The sequence below is a fragment of the Gilliamella sp. B2889 genome, assembly GCF_026536885.1.
Classification (GTDB): domain Bacteria; phylum Pseudomonadota; class Gammaproteobacteria; order Enterobacterales; family Orbaceae; genus Gilliamella; species Gilliamella apicola_E.
In genome coordinates this window covers 194,801-216,244 of sequence record NZ_JAFNNF010000003.1, presented here as the reverse complement: position 1 = coordinate 216,244, position 21,444 = coordinate 194,801, and the positions used below count along the sequence as shown (strand labels likewise).

The following is a 21,444-nucleotide window of genomic DNA, read 5'->3' as shown; positions in this document are numbered from 1 at the left end:
TGTTTTTTTAGTTACTTTTCAATTTTTTTTCTGCACTTAAATAGTTAATATTTAGAGATAAACAATTATAAAACAATGTAATTATCAGTTAGAAATAAAAAATTCCGCCCTTTTCCTAATAAATCAGAAAAGGACAGAAATAAGGTAGTTTAAAATTTGGATCTTACGATCCAAATTCATTTGTTATTGACTCTTTTCCTCTGAAACTGTGAAGTCAACTTTACTTGGTAAGCCTGGTGATACTCTCACTACTTTAGGATTACGCCCAATTACTTCATAGCCTTTCGGTAGTGATCTTGTATCTAATTTAAGAACAAAATTCGCACCTCGTTCCCAACGTCCACCAGATACACCAACTATGTGATAACGGCCACTAGCATCAGTTGTAATAATTTCACCACGTACAGTAACTAGTTTTACACCACCTAAGCCTTCTTCACCTTCGTCCTGAACGCCATTACCATTTTTATCAACATACACTTTTCCGAAGATTAGTGCATCATCAAATAATGGATCAGCAGTAACAGTTACTGTTGCCTGAGAAGTATTAGATACAACTTTTCCATTTATTGAATTAACTGCTACAGCTGTATTAGTGTATTCACCTTGAGTGACACCAGCACCAACAACAAGCATATAGGTAAAGGTTAATTCACCTTTTGGTTTTAATTGAATAAGTTGTGAATTTACTGTTCTTCCTCCAGTAGGATCTTCAACTTTTTTACCATTAAGGCGAGTGGAGCCTTTAACAAATTTAAAGCCTGCTGGTAAAACGTCTTTGATCTTAATCGTTGAAACGCGTGAACTATTATTCGTTATTTTAATAGAGTAAGGAACAATATCACCAACCGTTACCTTATCTTTTAATGCAATTTTAGCAATAGTGATATCAGCATCTGAACTACGATAACCTAATAAAATTCCATATGCTAAATTACTTGTTCCATCATTTACCATAACTGGTACAGTATGTTCACCACCTACACCATTAAAGTTTATTGTAGCCGGTGGGTTAGAGAGATTAATTAAATCATGCTCTACTAAATTACCACTAGCATCTCTATACTTATCAAATGATGGTATTAGATCATATAAAGGATTACCTCGACCTACACTAACAGTTCCATCATTATAATCGCCATAAAGAACACGGATAAAGTAACGTGCGCTTGTACTACGAGTAGTATCACTGATTAGATTACGGAAATTAAATTTACCATTGTCATTGCTGGTCGAAACAATTGGACGACCATTTCTATCCATTATATGGTTTTTATTACCATCTAATAAGTAAACTTTAACTCCAGATAAACCTTTATAACCAGATACTCCAGTTAAACCAGCACCTTGATTATCATCTAGAACTTTACCTTCGATAATACCACCATTGATATAACCAAAGTTTTGATCAGATAACTTACCTGTAATATTTATAACGGCAATATTCGCAGTTTGCGGTAATTTTAATTCACCACTTGCATTATGATGGGCATCATCAGGGTCAAAGCTAGCTTTTAGTGTTGATGGTACGCCAGCAATTTCAATACTCCATTTGCCCGGAATAAGATTAGCAACATCATAATCTATATCAACAGCAGCTAAATTACGTGTGAAGTTAATTGACGGATTATTCACATTTTTAAAGGTAATTGTTATTGGAGCATTAATAGCTGTATCTATTGAAGGATTATATTCTCCATCATCATTATTATCCAAGAACACTTTACCTTTAATGCCACTAATACCACTCCAAGCAAATGTAACGTTTTTAGCTTGATCTGTTGCACTAGCAAACTGATAGGTTTCTTCCATCAAGTTATCTGTTTTATTGATTGTTGCGGCAATATTACTATCAGTAAGCATGAAGCTACTAATGTAACTATTACTTCCCATACTAACTTTAACTTTATAACTAATACCAGAAGCTAAATTGTCAAATTGATATTTACCAAGCTCATCAATATTTGTTCCAGTAGTAGTTGCGGCTTTCTTATCAATTAAATTATCGTCTACAAATAACTCAACTTGATAATTTGGAATTAGAGAATCAATACCGATATCCCGAGATGAAATAGCATTACCATCTTGAGTATCAACATCAATTACAACTTGACCGCTAATACTTGCTTGTCCCTTCAATCCAAAATCAACATTTGTGACCAAATTAGAAGATGTTGCTTCAATTTTAATTCTTGTTCCATTTGTTATAGATGTTGAATTTGAACCTTGAGGCTGAATCACATAACTGTAACTATAACCTGCAACGGCTGTTGCGTTTACAGTTACATCCCATTGACCTTCAGCTATATTATTAATTTCATATTGCCCATTAGGATCACTAATTGCAGTTAATACTATATTATGATCATTAACATCTCTTGCCTCAACGGTAACTCCCGCTAAAGTTGTATCGTATGTTTGATGCACACCTTTTCCAGAAACATCTTTATAAATAGTTCCTTTCAAGGTTTTTTGGCTCTTATAACCATAGTCAATCTGAGCAAGATCTTGAGTAGCAGATGTTAATGCTAATGTATCATGATTAATTGCAGACCCACCATTTATCATAGCTGGACTGAAACTGATTTGATAGCCAGCTCCAGTCAAGTTACTATCATTAACAGTCAATTCATAATCATTATATGCGGTAAGGTTTTCAAACTTATAACTACCGTCACTTCCTGTAGTTGTTGAAATAGCCGTTGTACCGTTTAAACCATTTGCTTTAAGGGTAACCTCTACACCGCTTAATGGTCTATCAATTGATGCTGCATGATAATTTAAACCGACATTATCATTTACATCCACGTCAACAACAACTTTACCTGATATTTTTGCACTACCTTTCAAACCGAAATTAATATTTTTTCCTACCGTATCATTTGACGCGATTATTATTTTCAATTCGCCAGGGTTAACTTCGCTAATAGTTGCATTACCTACGGCAGCATCAAAATAACTATAATTCCAACCTGACGGTGAATTTGAAATTTTAATTATCCAAGTACCAGCAATCAGATTGTTTAGTGAATAACTACCATCTGCAAGAGAAACTGCATTAATAGTTAAATTATTACTTTGATTAACTGCGGTAATTCCAACACCTGCTAGCGGAGGATAGTTAGTATTATGCTGACCATTACCCATAATGTCTTGATAGATATGTCCACTTATACCTAAATTAGATTTATAACCAAAGTCATTCCTATCTGATTGCGCAGCATCGCCTGAAATAGAAATTGTCGCAATATCCGAAGCAGTATTTGATGATGCTTGACCAGAAGGACTAAAGCTAATGACATAACCATTTAATTTATTAGATGGGTCAGTCACTCTAATTCGGTAGCTACCATTAGCTAAATTATCAAAAGTAAATTCACCATCACTATTCGATACCGCTTCCTTATAAATAACGGTATCACTATTTGGGTCTATCAATTTTATGGTTAAACCATCGACACCAGTATCGAATGATGACAATTGCTCATCCGCATCATTATCAAACACGACTTTACCAGTAATCTTAGCTTGGCCTTTCATACCTAAATCAAGTTTGATCTCATTGCCAGTATTTGAATCTACTTCATAAGTGATACTATTATTATTGACAGCAGTTGGGGTTACCACTTTTTCAACAAAATAACTATAGGTTAAATCAGTTCGTGTCGGATGAGAGACAGATACTGTCCATTTACCTTCAGTAATATTATTGAAGGTAAATTCACCGTTACTTCCTACAGTTTTAGTATGAGTTACATGCTTATTGTTACTCAATTCGCCTTCAACTTTAACTACCGCCCCATCTAGTTTTGGATTAAATGTTTTTTCAGACTCATTTCCACCGATATCTAAATAAACATTCCCTGATAATTTACGATCAAACTGATACCCAAACACTCTTGTATTTGGATTTGCTTCAAAACTTGTATCATTTGGTCCATTTACATTAAAAGTTGCTGTCTCAGATACAGGTGATGGATTTCCAGGACTAAAGACTAATTTATAATTAGAATCACTCACATTACTACTTATTTCATAATTATAAGCGCTCAATCCTGTTATTTCGAAAAGACCAGTTGATGCATCAACAGTAAATTCTTTTGTTTTAAATCCAGCTTTATTAGTTGCCGAAGTTAGTGTTATTTTCGGCGTTATAGGAGTAGCTAGCTGACCAAAGCTTATATCGTTAGAACTATAAACTCCATCACTATCACTATCAATAACGACATAACCGGTAATCTTACTATTACCTCGATAACCAATATCAATGTTATCAACAACATTTTGATCAGCTGTCACTTCAACTTCTAACGATAAATTATTACTTTGTTGTATTGGAACAACATTATTTCCAATAGCCGTATAATTTAGAACATAACTATTCCAATCAGTTATTGTTTGTGAAGATGCTGTTGAAATAGCCCATGTTCCTACTGGAATATTATCAAATACAAAGTTACCATTTGGATCAGTTGTTGCTTCAAATGAAGTTTGTCCACCACTGAAAGTTGAACTTGATACTTTCGTTAGAACCAGTTTAACACCTGCAAAACTAGTGTCTGCACCGGTTCTATCTTTGCTATCATCAACATCAATAACAACTTGTCCTGATACTCGTCCAGTATATTTGAAAGCTGTACTGCTATTAAAATCATTATCAGTTAAAGGTTCAAAATTGAATGTATTAGTATTATTCGGTATATCAGTCGCTGGTACTAATACAGTCGAATTAGGAGTACTAACCTTAATTTGATAATTATAATCTTTTGGTAATTTATCAAACAAATACTGCCCATTTTTCGATGCATTACCATTCAATGCAATGTTAGCCGTTTTTGTCTTCTTAAGCGTTTTAAAAGTATTTGTATTTGGTACTTGATAAGATAATTCAACCTCAACATCATTAGTCAGTTTTTGATCAGTTTTAATCTTATCATTATTATTATCTATCCAAACATCACCACCTAGTTGTTGTTTACCTAAAACTACATAGTGATTATCTAATGATCCCTCTTCTTTCAATGCTTTTACAGGAATAACAATATCTTGCGCCCTATTACCTGCTTTACTGAATTTAAAGTCATAGTCCGGAAGAGTGTTCATTTCAATTTTAACTGAGTAATCAACATCATTTCCATATAAAAGATCTGCAAAATGATAGTGCCCATTGGTTGTCAATTGTGTCATTAACAACTGACCTGTACCATTTAAACCATCATAAAGCTTAACTGTTACTTGGTGTGAACTATTGATTAAATGTGCATACTCATTCAATTGACTTGTATCAGTATTAGTATCATTAAAATCAACATAAATATCACCTTGGATACCATCATGGCTTGCTTTGCTATAGAAGAAGGTTTTATCCGTTACCCCTGAATTAGTAACAGTAATACCTGAAATAGTATCAATTGGTTGAGTAGTGCTCACACTATTTCTAACAACAACATAATATGCTGGTGGATGTTTCACGTTAACTTTATAATTTCCACTCGGTAAATTATAGAAATGATATTCACCATTAGCATCGCTATATTGGCGAGCCATCTCTTTACCGTTTTCATCAATCAAACTCAATAAAACATCTTTCAATGGTTTATAGTTTGTAGGATCTGGATCATCAATTAATGTTTTACCAGAAATACCACTATTTATTGCTGTAGGGCTAGTAATCCCTGCTGAAGGATTAGGGTTTGTTCCACCAGCTAACAAGAAGTATTTACTTTGTTGGTTTTGCCTTCCCGAGCTAAAGCTAATTGGCGATAAAACTGTATTGGTATTTTTATCGGCATTAGAAATAACACCATACCCACTAGGAGGCTCAATTTGAACAACATAAGTATCATTAAGTTGATTTTTATCTAAATCAAAACTATAAACACCAATTTGATTAGTTTTTACGGTCTTAAATGGACTACCAGTTGCCGTAGGTCCTTTATATAAATTGATAGTAACATTTTGTACTGGCACATCACCTGTTTTATCGAAACTAATATCTGCTTCACCATTATTATTAATATCAATTAACACATAACCATAAATAGAGGAATCACCTTCTTTTTTATAAAGAAAATCTAATGCTCCATTTGGTACAGTTGGATTGCTTTGTGTAATTTTAATATTAGAAATTGTGTCAGATAAACTTTTCAATTCATAACGACTTGTATCTAATCCTTGAGCTGTGACTTTAACTTTATAGTCATCATATAACAGGTTTGTAAACTTATAATTACCATTACTATCTGTCGTTGTGTATGAGTAAACATTATTAGAACCATTACGATATAACTCTACTCGAACCCCTGTCATTGGCACGTCACCATTATTAGGTTCAAAAATACCATTGTTATCATAATCGTAATAAAGTTTTCCACCAATTTCAGTGGTTTCTCTTAATCTTAGTAACCAATATTGATCTGGAGTACCATTTTGCAATATTTCTACCTGCATATACTCCAAACCGTTTTGTACTTTACTCGGTAAATAGTTGCCTTTCGTTTGACCGCTATTACCTACTATTTCGAATGCATTATCCAACCCTTTTAGTTTTAACATCATGTTGGAAATATATAATTTATTTCTGAACCTTGAATTTGTCTTGTTATAGACAAATCTACCGTTGTCTTTTACTCCCTTATCTATAAAATCTGGTGTATCGAATAATGATTCAAAATTTCCACTGTAATGATTATTATAAAGACGAGGAGTAAATACCCCTTCAACAGTTATTTTGGAAGGATTATATTTTTCTAGTTCTTCTTTAGTTAACAAAATTGACTGTTCATTCTTAACATTTGAACCAGTAACATCCAGATAGATATTACCTGAAACAGCTTCAGTTAACGCTTCTGGAGCTTTATTTGCTTGCATAAACCACTGTTTATCAGCTTGCATCCCATTAGCTAAAGATCCATCAGCTTGAACTTCAAACTGCAATGTACCAGGTTGAGTTGCAGGATCTTGATCGGCTATATCAATATAATCACCAGTGCTAGTCTTATGCACAATTTTATATTTACCTTTCGGTAAAGATTTTAAATCGAATGCATGATAATAATCACCAATATCTGCCCAATATTCATAATGATCTTTATCCCAATAATAGAGATCAAAATTTCCTTTACCTAGTTCAATTGTTTGATAGCCTGCATATTGCGTGTCACCATTTATATCATTAATTGGTGCACCAGAAATAGTACCTTTACCTTGCATAAGGAAGTTTCTAGTAATAGGCGCATCAAGTGTTGTAAATTTAACTCTATAAAATGGATATAAATTCTCACTCGCGTTCGTAACTGTTTTTATTCCATCATATTTTACCTTAATCATATAATCTGTATTAACAGTTACATTATTAAGTTGTCCATTAAATACGTAGTCACCTTTACCATCTGTGATTTGCTTATCAAGAAAGTTTATACCATTTTCCGTACAATCGCTTTCATTTCCATCACGGCAAAGTAGAACTGTTGCATATTTCAATGGCAAATCATTAGAGTTATAAAGTTCTCCTGTTTGGAGCTTACTGTCAGCTAACCATGTATCAAGGTATACTGTACCTCGAATAACATAATCATTGACTTTCAACTTATACCAAAAATTGGTATTAGTATCAAATACTCTACCGCCATTAACTGATAATTCAATTTGTGATATGGTTTTTTTGTTATTACCTGGATCTATACTAAACCCTTTATTTTGGTCATTATTTTCAAAAACTAGATCCCCGTCTTTTATATTACTTGCCAAACCATATGTTTGTTTAGCCGTAATTCGATAATCACCATTCGGTAAATTAGTAAATTCATATTTACCATTTTCATCAGTAGAAAAGTTAGTAAATTCGACCCATTCACCGTCAACTTTCCTATCCAAAACAACTCGATTATATTTAATAGCTGTATCATTATTAGGAGCATAACTACCTAAAGTACCTGGATGACTATTATTTAAATAAACATAACCTGAGATAGTATTTTTCTGTTTAGGTGCAAAAATAAGTCTATCGTCCCAAACTCTACCAGGGGTTAGCATCACCGTGAAATTCTGTAATGATGTAGGTTTTTCCAGAAGATTAGTATCATAATCTTCAACCGAATAATTAAACAAACCACAACGGTCAATATAATAATTCTGAAGGTCTCTTAAACCATAATACCCTGGTCTTTTATAAGTTACTTCAAGTTTATTATTTTGAGAGTCAGTTGCTTGGGTAACACCATCTTCTTCGTAAAATACTATCTTAGTATAGGTACTGGCTGAACTTGCCTCTAGTCCATTGTAAGTTGTACTCCAACTCCAATGTCCTCCAGCTGTTTCTAAATAGTTAACAACCATTAAATTACCTATAGCTTTTTGTACTGGTGAATACCAGAAGTTTTGATATTCTTTCTTATTATTTAAATTAGGTATAATAATTTCTTTTCCAGCAATATTATCTTTAGTATTGTTGCTTAATGTGACTTTACCTTTATGACTACTTCTTGAATTTGGAGAAGTACTCGTTGATTTTCCATCAGTATCATTGAGGAAATAGAATTTAGTCTGATCAATACCTGATTCAGTCAACGAAACTTTGTAATCTTTACCTTTAGTAAGACCTATAAATTGGTAGGATCCTGTTGTACCATCTGTTTTTGTAGTGGAAATTTTTTTCCATTCTGAACCAGTATGTTGATAAAGTACAACTTTTGTTGACATTCCTCGGCTACCAACCCTAGTATCATAAATATTATTATCCGATTTACCTGAATCGGGACCACTGCTAAGATATTGTTGTGGTCCGATAACAAAAACATTACCTGATATACTAGATAGAGTTGTATCATATGGGTCAATCTGAAATACGAAATTAGGACCTACTGGATTACCTAACTCATTAGGTATTTTCGCTTTCTTTCTCAGATCGCTTGGTAAGTATTTAAATGGAGGTGCAGGAACATTTGAAACTACAATATCATAAGTTGCTACAGCTAAATCACTGAAACCATAAAAACCATCATCTCCCGTAGTAACTGGATTTGTACCCATAACAGGGATAGTAGTATTCTCATAATAAATATCAACTCTTATTCCTTCTAATCCTGGATCGGTACCGACTGTGTAAAGTCCATCATTATCCATATCAAACGCAATGACACCATCTAGCTTATTCGGATTTCGCTTTTTGAGATTAAAAGAGCCACTTTGTTCAGCTCCTTTCATTGTAAACTTAATTTTATCATTATAGGTATTAATACCATTTAAAGTAACATCCCATAATTTATACTTTAAAGCCTTTAAAAAAGTATCAACATCAGAATCAAAGTAAACCGCATATTCATCATTCAATAATGTGTTTTTTATCTCAACATCACCATTAGAATTAGTATTTAATACTATTACATTTTTTGTTGATGCATTAAGCAATTTAACTGGAATACCATTAATTCCCTGATTATTATCATCTTTAACTTTAAGGTGAACAGTTCCACCATTACCTTTTAAAAATAGATTTTGACCCAATTCACCAGTCATACCATTAACTGAAACTGACTTGGATACACTTTCATTATTGCTTGTTTTTACTTCAACTTTATAAGAACCTAATGAGGATACATCAAATTCATAAGCCCCATCTTCATCGGTGTTTACACCAGCAATTTTCGCACCTGTATAATCCTTTAGTTCAACAGGTAAGTTTTTTAATGGGAAGTTGACATTATTAGAGTTACCATCATAATCCAGAAAGACTTTACCTGAAATCGGTATCGCATTTGCTACCGATAGAGCCATAAACGAAATAAAAAATGAGAACAACACTAAATTAAAGTGTTTTATTATCGCTTTATAATTAAAAACTTTTATTAATGATCTTCTTTTAGATTTTGTGTTATGCTCAGTTCGCATTATCTTTTCTCCTGATATGCGTAAATTCTTTTTAACGTTTTCGACTTTTTGATCTGATTTCACTTGCATTTGTAAATGCGGTTGACCATTTTTAACTTTTTGCCAACTGTTCATTAGAAACTCCCCACGACATTTACAAACCAACCATGTGAACGGTAATTCAGGTGTGTTAAGTTATCGTTATAATCAGTAAAGTTATAACCTACACCCATCTTGATATTGTCACCAACATTGCGATAAACACTGGTAACTAAACCATCTTTATGGTCATCGGCTAAGCTTGTGCGTAATGTTCTTCCTTCTACCTGATATTCCCAATCGCCAAGTTTGTAATTGACTCTTAAGGCATATAAGTCTGCGCCTGATGAGTACCAATTACTTTCGCCTCTGTAACGTAAATGCCCTTGACGGTGCGCCGCTTTAAACGCCGTTTCCCAATTTGCATTCCATTCATAAACCCCTTCTAACGACCACACCCAGCTCTTCTGATCATATAAGCTTGATGTGTAACTTTTACTGCCTGATGAGGTAGAGTTTGCGATTAGCTGATCGTCAGGATCTAATCCATATACATAGGTTAGTTTTCCAAATAGATTTAGATTATTAATGGCTTGTGGCCGATAAGCAAAACCAACCATTGATTCAGTATAGTTACTCACAACCTTATCATCGCGTTCACCTAATGTTTTAGCAAAATCAAACTGAGTAAGCCAACTTAAGTTTTCACTTACGATAGTTTTAGCACGGTTTGTCGTGACCCATTGTTTGATACGCTCACTTGCTTCATCTATACGATATTCAAGGCGGTTACGCATTTGAAATTTTTCATTTTTAAAGCCATAACCTACTGCATATACATCTCGGCGAGTTTCATCATTTCCTGTCAAACTGGTACTATTTCGATTACGGTTATTTACTCGACCTATAGAGTAAGACCCTTCGACATATTGCGCTTCAGTTGGTTTATAATTGACACCATAGATATCTGAAGTAGTGTGATCAATTTTGCTGGTTTTAAATTGACGCTCAGAATATAACTCCATTTTACTTGTCGCGTTGGTTTTTCCACCAAAAACAGTAGTTATTCCTCGACCTGAAGTTGAATCGACATCATTTAATAATTTAGTGTATAAACTGGTTCGTTCATTAACATCCCAGCTACCTTGTACACCACCTCCTGCACCTCGGTTAGAACCAAAAACTTCAGCACCGATATTGATGTTTTCTGTCACTTGCGAGTTATAACCTAGCGTTGTGCGGTTATCATCAGCAACATCACCTGATTTATTTAAGGTTAATTGTTGGATGATATAACCTTTATCTCGGCCATCAAAGAATGAACGTTCTAATTTTGCCGCTACTAATGTTTCTTTAGTTGAATCACTACCATAATTATGATCATTTCGTTGTTGTAGCTCTAAAGCGGTTTTATATAATTCACCTAAGGCAGTGTAATATTGTGCACGAGTAATTCGTTCAACGTAATTTGCTTTATCTTTTTCTTGGCTATGACCAACCAATACACCTTTTTTATCTGGTTCAAAGTCATAACGCAATTCACCGCCCCATTCTTCTAAATCACTACTACGTGCTTTAGCAAAAGATGAAAAACCTTCTTGTTGCATCGAGTAATAGCCTTTGAAACTTAGTGGAACATCTTTTTCGGTAAAATCATTAAAATCGATTTTTTGTTCTATTTTCCAAGCTGCTCCACGAGTATCACCTGATAGCACAGTTTCAGTAAATGATAGACCACCATTGCTCGATACAAATATATCATTCATTTTCGCTTTAGTTTTGGCGTATTCTAATTGAGTGTGTGTTCCTTGCGTTGGTCTTACAATTAAATCCACACCTTTCAATTCATAATTATCACCACTAGCCTGATCTTCACTTAGGTAAGTTCCCCCAATACGTAGATAATCGTTTAACCAGTGATAAGCTCTTCCACCAAAAACTTTCTGACCTTCAAGGTCAAATCCATCCGAGTAATATTCATATTCAGCTATAATCCAAACTGGATCACCACCAACTAAGTTTCCACCTTCGATAATGGAACTACCCGAGCCACCACTGGAGGTCATTGGTAATGGTTTAGTTAGCATTATACGACCTTGGAATTGGTTAACTTCATAATCCACACCTTCGGTTAAGGAACTGGTACTTAATACTCGTCCAGTGTTACGATCGCGTACTTCGACCGAAAGTTTTAAACTACCTTGAGTTACACGTTGATGTTTCAAAAAGTATAAGCTACCACCAGTTGAGGCTAATTCATTATGACTACCTCGTGTTTCACCATTTGATAAAAATATGGTAGCTAATGTACGAGTATCGCCATATTTTGTCGTCTGCTCACTTTCATGGTAAAGCTTAGCACCGTATAGACTTCGGTTAAAATTTGCAAATTCATTGCCAGTAATTTGGGTATTATAATTACCCCATAACCCGTAATTTTTTCCTTTCTCTAACTTAACATAGAATTTACCTTCGGTATCAACATCACTTTCAGTGGTTGAGTCATCACCATAAATTGGATAATAAGCTTGAGGATCGATTTCTCGAACAAAACGCGTTGGGTCTTTTTCACCTAAATGACCAAATGCATTTTTTAATTTGGTTTCGGTGGTATCTAAATGAGCTGTTAAGCGATAATCTTCTTTATTGGCTTTTAAATAAAATGCAACTCGACCATCCCAACTACCTTTACCACTATAATGATGGCTATCAGCATCTTCTACTATTGATTGGCCTTCACCGCTAACATTATTTTGTGCATATGTGACATCAACAATACCAACATAAAAAATATCATTTTCTTTTTGAACAACTAATTTTTCGTTTTGTGAATGAGTTTGACCAAATTCATCTTTCCAAGTTAAATCGAACTGATACTCTCCTGGCGATAAGATCATCTCTCGCATGGCGCGTCCACTATTGTCCACCACCAATAGTTCACCATTTAACATCACATCTTTTTTATCTTTTAGTCCCGCCATTTGAATGACAACTTTACGATCTTGCGCACCACTGACAATGCCTTGATGATCGATCCGACTTTCTCCAAAACCAGGAATAGTACTATCTGATTTTAATTTACCAAAGGTCAAGTTAGTGGCGGGTGAGGAAGAAACATTAGATTTGCTATATGAAATAAATTCACTCTCTTGTTTTATACCATGGCCTAATGTACTAAAGTTAACGGCATGAACGTTATCTTTTAAGCCATCATGACTAGTCGTGGTTAAAATCGCTTTATAGTCACTATCAATTGACAATGGTTCTCCATTGTCGGTATCACCTTGCCACAATAGCGCTTCATATGGGCTAATTTCATTAAACTTCAATGTTTTTATTGGATGTTGGTTATCGACATCAGATTGGCGATAAATAGTGATTTGATATTCTGCTATTTTGCTCGGATAGTTGGTATAGACATAAAGCCCCATTGGGGTATTGAATAAACCTTGGGATGTTAATTTAAGTTTCGGATTATAGATACTTAAATTTAGTTTTTCCGCTGAATTAAATTCATCGCGGATAATATTTAATTTTGGTACGGTCTCTGTACTCGCATAAACACTATTTGAACCAAGTAAAAATGCAGCACTTATACTTAGATAAGAAATGTTACGGAAACGATTAAATTTGACCATGAACTATTATTTCCTTTCACTTAAATACATCTTGTTGTTATAAAAATAGAGCTGAAGAAATTTCAAAATTAAAGAAATGAAAATTTTCTATATGTTCATTTACAAACATATAAATATTAGAAATTTATTATAAAAATGTTGATATATTCTAGATTTGCCATTGATAGCCAGCAACTTCATATTTGATAAGAGTTGTAAGTCAAAATATTATTATAAAACAAATCATTAAGCGTTATTTACAACTCTTGTGGTAAGCTATTTTTAAGAAATGAAAGGGGAAGGTTAAAATATTAAATTTTGCATAAGAAATTTAATATTTGTTAAAAGGACCATCACAATATTATTTATTTAAAATAATGTGATAGTCCTATAAAAAATAGATACTTTTTATTTATTATCTAGAATTCTACTAACTTTGATAAGATAATTTCGTGACTCTTGAGAAACATGTGAAGTCACTAATTTGCGATAAACTTGTTGAGGTGTCATGGAGTTAATTATATTGATCGCCTCATTTCGGTCATCAGAAAAAGTACGTAATACACTTCCAGCCCCACCATTATAAGAGGTGATCATTGCATATCGTAGTGATATTGGATTATTTATGCCTGCTAAATACTTCGTTTTTAGTAAAGATAAATAGGCAGTTCCCATATCAACATTATTACGAGGGTCAAGTAAAAACTGACGACTCGGTTCACCTGGTTTTCCACGCAACTTGAAGATGTCTCGACCAGCAGTATGTTGTTGTACTTGCATTAATCCTAATGCATCTGTACGACTTACCGCAAATGGGTTAAATGCTGATTCAACTTCCATAATAGCTAAAATCAATCGTTCATCAATAAAGTAACGATTTGAGGCTTCAGTCACTAAAGGTAAGAATTTTCTTGCACGTTGATTAATGTGGTTTGGAACAAGTTTGATTTCAACATAAGTGATTTTATGAGCTCCAGAAGAGCGTACTTTTAAATTATTGGCAAGCAAATAATCGGCAAAGCTATTTGCCCTACCACTCCAACGAATTGGTTGTCTTTCTTGATCAAGAACCTGGTTATATAAAAAAGGTTCTTGTGATAAATCCTGACTTATTTTATCTCGCCTGATAATATCAACAGGTTCTGGCATAAGTAATGTTGATACAATTGCGTCCTTCAAATTATTGATTGGTGTATCAGATAAAGTTTCAATGGTAATTATCCCAGAAACAAAATTGATATGAACTCGAGTTTGTAGATTATCTTCATATTGAACATAATCTTTAGGACCAGCAATAAGAACCTCTTTAGGTCCCCAGATTTGTTCTATATTATTAGCGTACTGACTTATTAAAATATTAAATGCATTAGTATCTTTTATATAATAGTCTTCATCAGTTTTTTTGTTATTTGAGCCAGGACAGGCTGTTAATAAACTTACTGAAATGAGTAATGTTAGAATTTTAAAATTGTTTTTCATTGTAATCTCTCAATTTTCAGGTTTATATCCATCAATAACCACATCTTCACCTTCAAACAAAAACTTTATCATTTCGGTTTCAATTTTTTTACGATGTTCTAAATTCATCATATTAAGCTTATTTTCATTAATTAACATTGTTTGCTTCTTAAGCCATTCTTGCCATGCTATTTTAGAAATTTCATTATAAATACGCTTGCCTAGCTCTCCTGGGTAAAGCTGAAAATCTAGACCTTCGGATTCTTTTTTTAAATAATGGCAATAAATAATACGACTCATATTTATTCCTATTTTATTAACGATTATTAATTAATCGCTAATTATACCCGAAAATAATTGCAGAAAAGAATAAAATATACAAAATATCCAACTTTTTTAAATGAATATAAATTCAGTATTTATGAATAAATATTTACTTTACTATCTTTATAAATAACATAAAATAGAAAAATACTGTTAGATAAGATAAGGATCGTATAATGCAGCCAGAAATAACACGAGAACTGTTTGACAAAGTAATCCTACCCGTTTACTCACCAGCTAAATTTATACCTATTAAAGGGAAAGGTAGTAGAGTATGGGATCAACATGGTGAAGAGTATATCGATTTTGCAGGAGGGATTGCGGTTAACGCGCTTGGTCATTGCCATCCTAGGCTAATTAATGCCTTACACCAACAAAGTGAACAATTATGGCATGTAAGTAATGTTTTTACCAATGAACCGGCTTTACGCCTTGCCAAAAAAATTATTAATAATACCTTTGCTCAGCGCGTTTTCTTTGCTAACTCAGGTGCCGAAGCAAATGAAGCCGCCTTCAAATTAGCAAGATATTATGCGGCGCAAAAATATAGTCCTTATAAAACTAAAATTATCTCGTTTTATCAATCATTTCACGGTCGCACCTTTTTTACAGTATCAGTAGGGGGACAAGCTAAATATTCCGATGGTTTTGGTCCTAAACCTGCTGATATTATTCATGTCCCTTTTAATGATTTAAATGCCGTTAAGGCAGTAATGGATGATCATACGTGTGCAGTGGTGTTAGAACCGGTACAAGGAGAAGGTGGATTAAATGCAGCAACGCCAGAATTTTTGAAAGGTTTGAGAGCACTTTGCGATCAATATAACGCTTTGTTGATCTTTGATGAAGTTCAATGTGGAATGGGGAGAACTGGTACTTTATACACTTATCAGCAATATGATGTGGTTCCAGATATTTTAACTTCTGCAAAAGCACTTGGCGGAGGATTCCCTATCAGTGCAATGTTAACAACCGATGACATAGCATCGGTAATGCACCCAGGTGTTCACGGCACGACTTATGGTGGTAACCCTCTTGCTTGTGCTGTTGGTTGTGAGGCATTTGATATTATCAACACACCTGATGTACTTCAAGGCGTTCAAAAACGCCGAGCAATCTTTATTGAACAACTTGAAAATATAAATGATAAATTCAAAGTATTTCGAGAATACCGTGGTAAAGGACTACTTTTAGGTGCTGAATTACAACCAGTGTTTCATAATAAAGCACGTGACTTCTTGAATGTTGCCTCCGAATTTAAAGTAATGATCCTTAATGCAGGACCAAATGTGCTTCGTTTTACCCCTTCACTAATTATATCTGAAGACGAAATAAACGAAGGAATGAACCGACTTAGCAAAGCTGTCGAAAAAGTTGTCAATTCCTAAGTTTTTCTATACAGTAACGGCATTTTAAGTGATTAAGTGCCGTTAATGCACTTAAAGGACATTTTTTATGACCGACATTCGACCATTAAACTATGCTAAAACGCATTTTATTTTAAGTGCACCCGATATTTCACATTTACCAATTGATAGTGGCGTTGAAGTTGCCTTTGCCGGCAGATCTAATGCCGGTAAATCAAGTGCACTTAACACATTAACCAATCAAAAATCTTTAGCAAGAACCAGTAAAACACCGGGACGAACGCAACTTATTAACCTATTTGAAGTGGAAGAAAATTGTCGTTTAGTCGATTTACCGGGCTATGGTTATGCACAAGTTCCGGAAGCGATTAAACGCAAATGGCAAAAATCATTAGGCGAATATCTGCAAAAACGAGAAAGCTTAAAAGGCTTAATTGTATTAATGGATGTTCGGCATCCGCTTAAAGATCTCGACCAACAAATGATTGAGTGGGCTGTATCAGTTGATATTCCTGTTATGCTACTGTTAACTAAAGCCGATAAACTTGCTTCAGGCGCATTAAAAAAACAGGTTAACATGGTTAAAGAAGCTATCTTACCTTTTCAAGGTGATATTACTGTTGCACCGTTTTCATCGCCAAAACGTATCGGCTTAGAGCCTTTGAAACAGAAATTAGACCAATGGTTCAGCCAGCAATAAAGGAACGTTAAAATGGATAGTTCAGCCTTTTCATTTCAATCATTATCACCCGACGTTATTTTTGCTAGTTTGGCAACCGTTGGTATTCGGGTTGATTCGGGGCTGACTGCTTTAAATAGTTATGAAAATCGTGTCTATCAATTTTCTGATGAGGATCGCATACGATATGTCGCCAAATACTATCGCCCCTATCGTTGGAATCAGGCACAAATTCTTGAAGAGCATCAATTTACTAAGAAACTATCAGAAGCTGATATTCCTGTCGCTGCGCCATTAACCTTTAATGGTCAAACTTTGCATGAATATGAAGGCTACCTATTTGCTCTGTTCCCAAGTGTAGGAGGACGGCAATATGAAAGTGATAATATCGAGCAAATGGAATCGGTAGCCACTTTGCTGGGACGTATTCATCAAATTGGTGCAAAACAACCTTTTATTTATCGCCCCACAATTGGACTCGAAGAATATCTTTATCAGCCTAAAGAAGTTTTGTTAACCTCTAATTTGATCCCTAAGAAAATCCATGACGAACTCAAGACCAGTTTAACCCACTTAATACAGATTGTTGAGCAGCATTGGCATACCGATTGGCAACCAATTCGCCTTCATGCTGATTGCCATGCGGGTAATATATTATGGCGTGATAGTGCCATGTTTGTCGATTTTGATGATGCACGTAATGGACCAGCGATTCAAGATATTTGGATGTTACTCAATGGCGATCGAAAAGCGCAACAATTGCAACTTGATAGCATTCTTGAATGCTATCAAGAGTTTTATCATTTTGATATAAACCAACTGAGTTTAATTGAACCACTTAGAGCAATGAGAATGGTGCACTACCTAGCTTGGATAGTTCAGCGTTGGCAAGACAGAGCTTTTCCAATCGCATTTCCTTGGATACTCGATGCTGATTTTTGGTATCAGCAATTAGCTGAATTTAATCGGCAAAGTCAAGCCATTAAAGCGCCACCGCTACAATTGATGTCAATGTTTTAAATTGAGCAGTATCAAGAATAAATTACGCCAAATAACCTCTATTGCAAATCAGGACAATAATATCATTCAATATTCTGCAATTGAGCAAATCATCGATTGATCAAGGTTAATAAATTCACTAAGTCGGGGGCGTTTGCCACCAGTTGCTCTTTTTTCTGTTTAGAAAGCTGTTTTATACGATACTCAAGTTTCAATGCGGTTGATCTGTCACCGACACTGATTTGATAAACAACGGTTAAATTATGATGCCCTTTAAGGTGTTTAGCACCTTTACCATTTTGATGCAGGCGTAAACGCCTGGCGACATCAGTTGTGATACCGGTATATAAAGAGTGTTTAGCCGTTCTGATAATATACAAAAACCAAATAGCAGAATGATTACCCATAACCAAATTTAAAATGCAGATGTAATTTAGATGGATATAATACGCGGTTTAACCAATTTAATCAGTAAAGTCCCGTTCTATTATTAGAGATGATCGGTTTGGTAGATCGACATCTTTGTCAAAGAGCCACATTAATGTCATATCATCCTTTTTATATTTGACAATGCTAATACAAGGATTTAGCCTAATTTGTATAATTCTATCAACTGATAACAATAAACTCATTTGTATTTAATCGCTAAGCTAAATTGCATAATAGAGTAAAGATTGATTTAACTTTATTGACAATAAATACACTGAGACATAGCAAAAATGCTTTTGTAGTAAACGTTACTTGCCCGCCTTTTGCTAATTTTATGTAAAATAAACATCAGCTAACTAGTAACCAATATTTTTTCGCACGCATCACCTGTTAATATTGACTGTTTCATTTACTTTAAGCTTGATAGTGTTTAAGATAAACTCATTTTTTGATGTATCTTAGGACTTTAAAACTTGAATAACTTTGCAAACATTATTGAAATCGAGCGCGGCAATATGAAGTTCGCTTACGTACAAAATGATGAGATAAATTATTTGGAACTTTTTGACCAATTTTTGGCCGAAGAAGGACATCATGAGCTACTCGATCCAAGTGATAAAATTGAGAGATATACTTATCTAATTAATCACAATCAATCTAAATTTATTTTCAAAATAGATGGCGGTGTTGAGCATCGTTTAGAACGTCGACTTATTGCTAAAATAACTGGTGATTTTTATTTTAATCTAATCCGTAAGCTAGCTAAAATTTCGTTGGATAAATGCGATATCGCTTATGAACTCTATTTAGTTGCTTTTGATAAAACCACCAATCGCCACTATATGATCTTTAATTTTTTAGAAGGACGCTCATTAACATGGGATGAAATGCGTGAATATGGAGAGCAAGTTAAAGCATGTATTGAAAAACTGCATAGTTATAATCTTGTTTCAAACGATGTTCACGGTGGTAACTTTATTTTAACTCCAGAGGGTAAAATCAAAGCAATCGACTTAACTAACTCCGGTTTTATTTGGTTAACTAAAGCCAATGATGCAATCGAATTACGTGAACGCTTTGGTATTAAAATTAATGTTCCTTTCATGGCTATGGCAATTAAAAAATTTACTCACGGATTTAAACGTTTATCGCGTAAAATTCGCGGTAAAGAAGATTAATAAATTAAATGAGAGAAAGACAAGCTTCTCTCATTTTATTGCAAATAAATATAATTAATTCAATATATTAAATCATACATTTTAATACTTTTCAGCTCTAAAAAATATTTAAATCCTTCTGTTCTAAATACTGGTAAATACTTTTATAACCGTTTAGAATAAAACTAATCATGCAAAGAAGGATGAGTTATGAGAAAGTTAATTGGTTTTACTGTTTTAGTTGCGTTGCTAACTGGTTGTTCTTCTCAGAAGATGTTGTCAATCTATCAAACAGAAGGTGTAGAAATTACTCAAAACACGTTTGGTGAGGATATCATAAATAAATACAGTACTTCACGACCTATCCTTCATTCTTCATTATCACTCTGTATTGCACAAGAACTTGATAATAGACCAGTAGTGTTGAACCGTGAAAACTATTTAAGTTCGGCATGGTGGCCATATTATAATATGGCTTCTCTACAAGCAATTACGATAAATGGTGGTGATACTCTCATATTAGTTGAAGGAAATAATGTTGTTGCTAACGCTATTACCAATTATCAATCACAATCTAAATACTTCGTTAGTTATACATTAACCGCAACTCGCAATGCCAAAAATATTCATTACTTATTTAGCAATATCAAACAAGCTCAACAATATACTGCTTCTATTGGCAATGAAGGGTTTGAAAATGTAAAAACCTTGGAAAGAACCCACCCAGATTTAGTTATTGATGCACTCAATAAAGAAGTCGATAAAATTCAGGCTTGTTTATTACATTAATACTGTACGCTAAAAAAAATTACAGTTGAGAAACGGGGGTTTTAAGCCTAAAATTGATACAAAATTCTTATCAAGACATTTTAAAAAGTAAAACTCATCATGAAAAAAATTCTTTTTTTATTATTGCTTCCATTTTCTAGCTTTGCACAAAATGACATAAATGACTTTTGGAAAAATGATTTTTGGCAAATTAATGAAGTAGTAAATCATGAATTGGATTTATTTGAGTTATCCAATCCCCCCGCTGAAAGATTACATATAAGTTCGGATGGAACGAAATTTATTTACGGTAACTCGCTAACTTTTAATACTAATGGTACTTTCTTATCAAAATACTCTGCTAGGTGTGGTAACGATTGTTTTACCGGTTCGGAAGGTACTTTTGAAAAAATTGATGAAACACATCTTCGATTACAAATCAATTTATTCCAGCGTTCTGGCGACTGTGAAGGCGTAGAAGATAAAACAGTTCGAGATTTAGGAACTTTTGAAATTAAACCAACTGAAAATGGCTATCAATTAGTTAAATTAAAGGATGAATGAAGACTAGCTATAAAATAATAAGCTAATAAGTAAGTAATATCCTTCTTTTCATTAAATTAATTAAACTAACTCCTTAATTTATTATTCCCTAAATTATTATTTATCTATTAGATAAATAATACAAAAATAGTTGATTCATTGATGTATAAAAAAAGTTGAGGAGCGGGGTTTTTTAA

General features: G+C 33.8%; 11 protein-coding genes. 6 read left to right on the top strand and 5 right to left on the bottom strand.

Annotation, left to right across the window (positions count from 1 at the left end):
• Positions 1 to 183: 183 nt before the first annotated feature.
• The 4 genes from J3U09_RS05975 to J3U09_RS05960 form a co-directional block, all read right to left on the bottom strand.
• Positions 184 to 10,002: an SdrD B-like domain-containing protein gene (locus J3U09_RS05975; RefSeq protein ID WP_267357512.1), complete on the bottom strand. Its 9,819-nt coding sequence runs from the start codon at positions 10,000 to 10,002 to the stop codon at positions 184 to 186.
• Positions 10,002 to 13,544, bottom strand: a complete 3,543-nt coding sequence (locus J3U09_RS05970) for a hypothetical protein (protein ID WP_267357511.1) — start codon at positions 13,542 to 13,544, stop codon at positions 10,002 to 10,004. The genes J3U09_RS05975 and J3U09_RS05970 overlap by 1 nt, the downstream gene beginning before the upstream one ends.
• A 387-nt stretch (positions 13,545 to 13,931) precedes the next feature.
• Positions 13,932 to 15,002 carry a membrane-bound lytic murein transglycosylase MltC gene (gene mltC / locus J3U09_RS05965; RefSeq protein ID WP_065562304.1) on the bottom strand — a complete coding sequence of 357 codons (1,071 nt, stop codon included), beginning with the start codon at positions 15,000 to 15,002 and terminating at the stop codon, positions 13,932 to 13,934.
• A gap of 9 nt (positions 15,003 to 15,011) precedes the next feature.
• Complete coding sequence (locus J3U09_RS05960) at positions 15,012 to 15,281, bottom strand: oxidative damage protection protein (RefSeq protein WP_065562305.1); 270 nt, start codon at positions 15,279 to 15,281, stop codon at positions 15,012 to 15,014.
• Between the two features lie 200 nt (positions 15,282 to 15,481).
• Here J3U09_RS05960 and J3U09_RS05955 point away from each other — a divergent pair, with 200 nt between their 5' ends.
• The 3 genes from J3U09_RS05955 to J3U09_RS05945 all read left to right on the top strand — a co-directional run bounded on the left by J3U09_RS05955 (position 15,482) and on the right by J3U09_RS05945 (position 18,371).
• Positions 15,482 to 16,693: an aspartate aminotransferase family protein gene (locus tag J3U09_RS05955; protein ID WP_267330059.1), complete on the top strand. Its 1,212-nt coding sequence runs from the start codon at positions 15,482 to 15,484 to the stop codon at positions 16,691 to 16,693.
• Positions 16,694 to 16,760: 67 nt separating this feature from the next.
• Complete coding sequence (gene yihA / locus J3U09_RS05950) at positions 16,761 to 17,372, top strand: ribosome biogenesis GTP-binding protein YihA/YsxC (RefSeq protein WP_065562307.1); 612 nt, start codon at positions 16,761 to 16,763, stop codon at positions 17,370 to 17,372.
• A 12-nt stretch (positions 17,373 to 17,384) separates the two neighbouring features.
• Positions 17,385 to 18,371, top strand: coding sequence for a serine/threonine protein kinase (locus J3U09_RS05945; RefSeq protein WP_267357510.1), 987 nt, complete (start codon positions 17,385 to 17,387; stop codon positions 18,369 to 18,371).
• A gap of 89 nt (positions 18,372 to 18,460) precedes the next feature.
• Here J3U09_RS05945 and J3U09_RS05940 read toward each other — a convergent pair whose 3' ends face one another.
• Positions 18,461 to 18,757, bottom strand: a complete 297-nt coding sequence (locus J3U09_RS05940; RefSeq protein WP_267357509.1) for a GIY-YIG nuclease family protein — start codon at positions 18,755 to 18,757, stop codon at positions 18,461 to 18,463.
• A gap of 495 nt (positions 18,758 to 19,252) precedes the next feature.
• Here J3U09_RS05940 and J3U09_RS05935 point away from each other — a divergent pair, with 495 nt between their 5' ends.
• From J3U09_RS05935 to J3U09_RS05925, 3 genes are all read left to right on the top strand, one after another.
• Positions 19,253 to 19,957, top strand: coding sequence for a lipopolysaccharide core heptose(II) kinase RfaY (locus tag J3U09_RS05935; protein ID WP_065562310.1), 705 nt, complete (start codon positions 19,253 to 19,255; stop codon positions 19,955 to 19,957).
• Between the two features lie 189 nt (positions 19,958 to 20,146).
• Positions 20,147 to 20,725, top strand: a complete 579-nt coding sequence (locus J3U09_RS05930) for a hypothetical protein (protein ID WP_267357508.1) — start codon at positions 20,147 to 20,149, stop codon at positions 20,723 to 20,725.
• Between the two features lie 99 nt (positions 20,726 to 20,824).
• Complete coding sequence (locus J3U09_RS05925) at positions 20,825 to 21,268, top strand: hypothetical protein (RefSeq protein ID WP_267357507.1); 444 nt, start codon at positions 20,825 to 20,827, stop codon at positions 21,266 to 21,268.
• Positions 21,269 to 21,444: the final 176 nt, after the last annotated feature.

Excerpts from the sequence above, each read along its gene's own strand:
- J3U09_RS05975 (WP_267357512.1), bottom strand. The coding sequence starts at position 10,002 with ATGAACAGTTGGCAAAAAGTTAAAAATGGTCAACCGCATTTACAAATG.
- J3U09_RS05970 (WP_267357511.1), bottom strand. The coding sequence starts at position 13,544 with ATGGTCAAATTTAATCGTTTCCGTAACATTTCTTATCTAAGTATAAGT.
- mltC (WP_065562304.1), bottom strand. The coding sequence starts at position 15,002 with ATGAAAAACAATTTTAAAATTCTAACATTACTCATTTCAGTAAGTTTA.
- J3U09_RS05960 (WP_065562305.1), bottom strand. The coding sequence starts at position 15,281 with ATGAGTCGTATTATTTATTGCCATTATTTAAAAAAAGAATCCGAAGGT.
- J3U09_RS05955 (WP_267330059.1), top strand. The coding sequence starts at position 15,482 with ATGCAGCCAGAAATAACACGAGAACTGTTTGACAAAGTAATCCTACCC.
- yihA (WP_065562307.1), top strand. The coding sequence starts at position 16,761 with ATGACCGACATTCGACCATTAAACTATGCTAAAACGCATTTTATTTTA.
- J3U09_RS05945 (WP_267357510.1), top strand. The coding sequence starts at position 17,385 with ATGGATAGTTCAGCCTTTTCATTTCAATCATTATCACCCGACGTTATT.
- J3U09_RS05940 (WP_267357509.1), bottom strand. The coding sequence starts at position 18,757 with ATGGGTAATCATTCTGCTATTTGGTTTTTGTATATTATCAGAACGGCT.
- J3U09_RS05930 (WP_267357508.1), top strand. The coding sequence starts at position 20,147 with ATGAGAAAGTTAATTGGTTTTACTGTTTTAGTTGCGTTGCTAACTGGT.
- J3U09_RS05925 (WP_267357507.1), top strand. The coding sequence starts at position 20,825 with ATGAAAAAAATTCTTTTTTTATTATTGCTTCCATTTTCTAGCTTTGCA.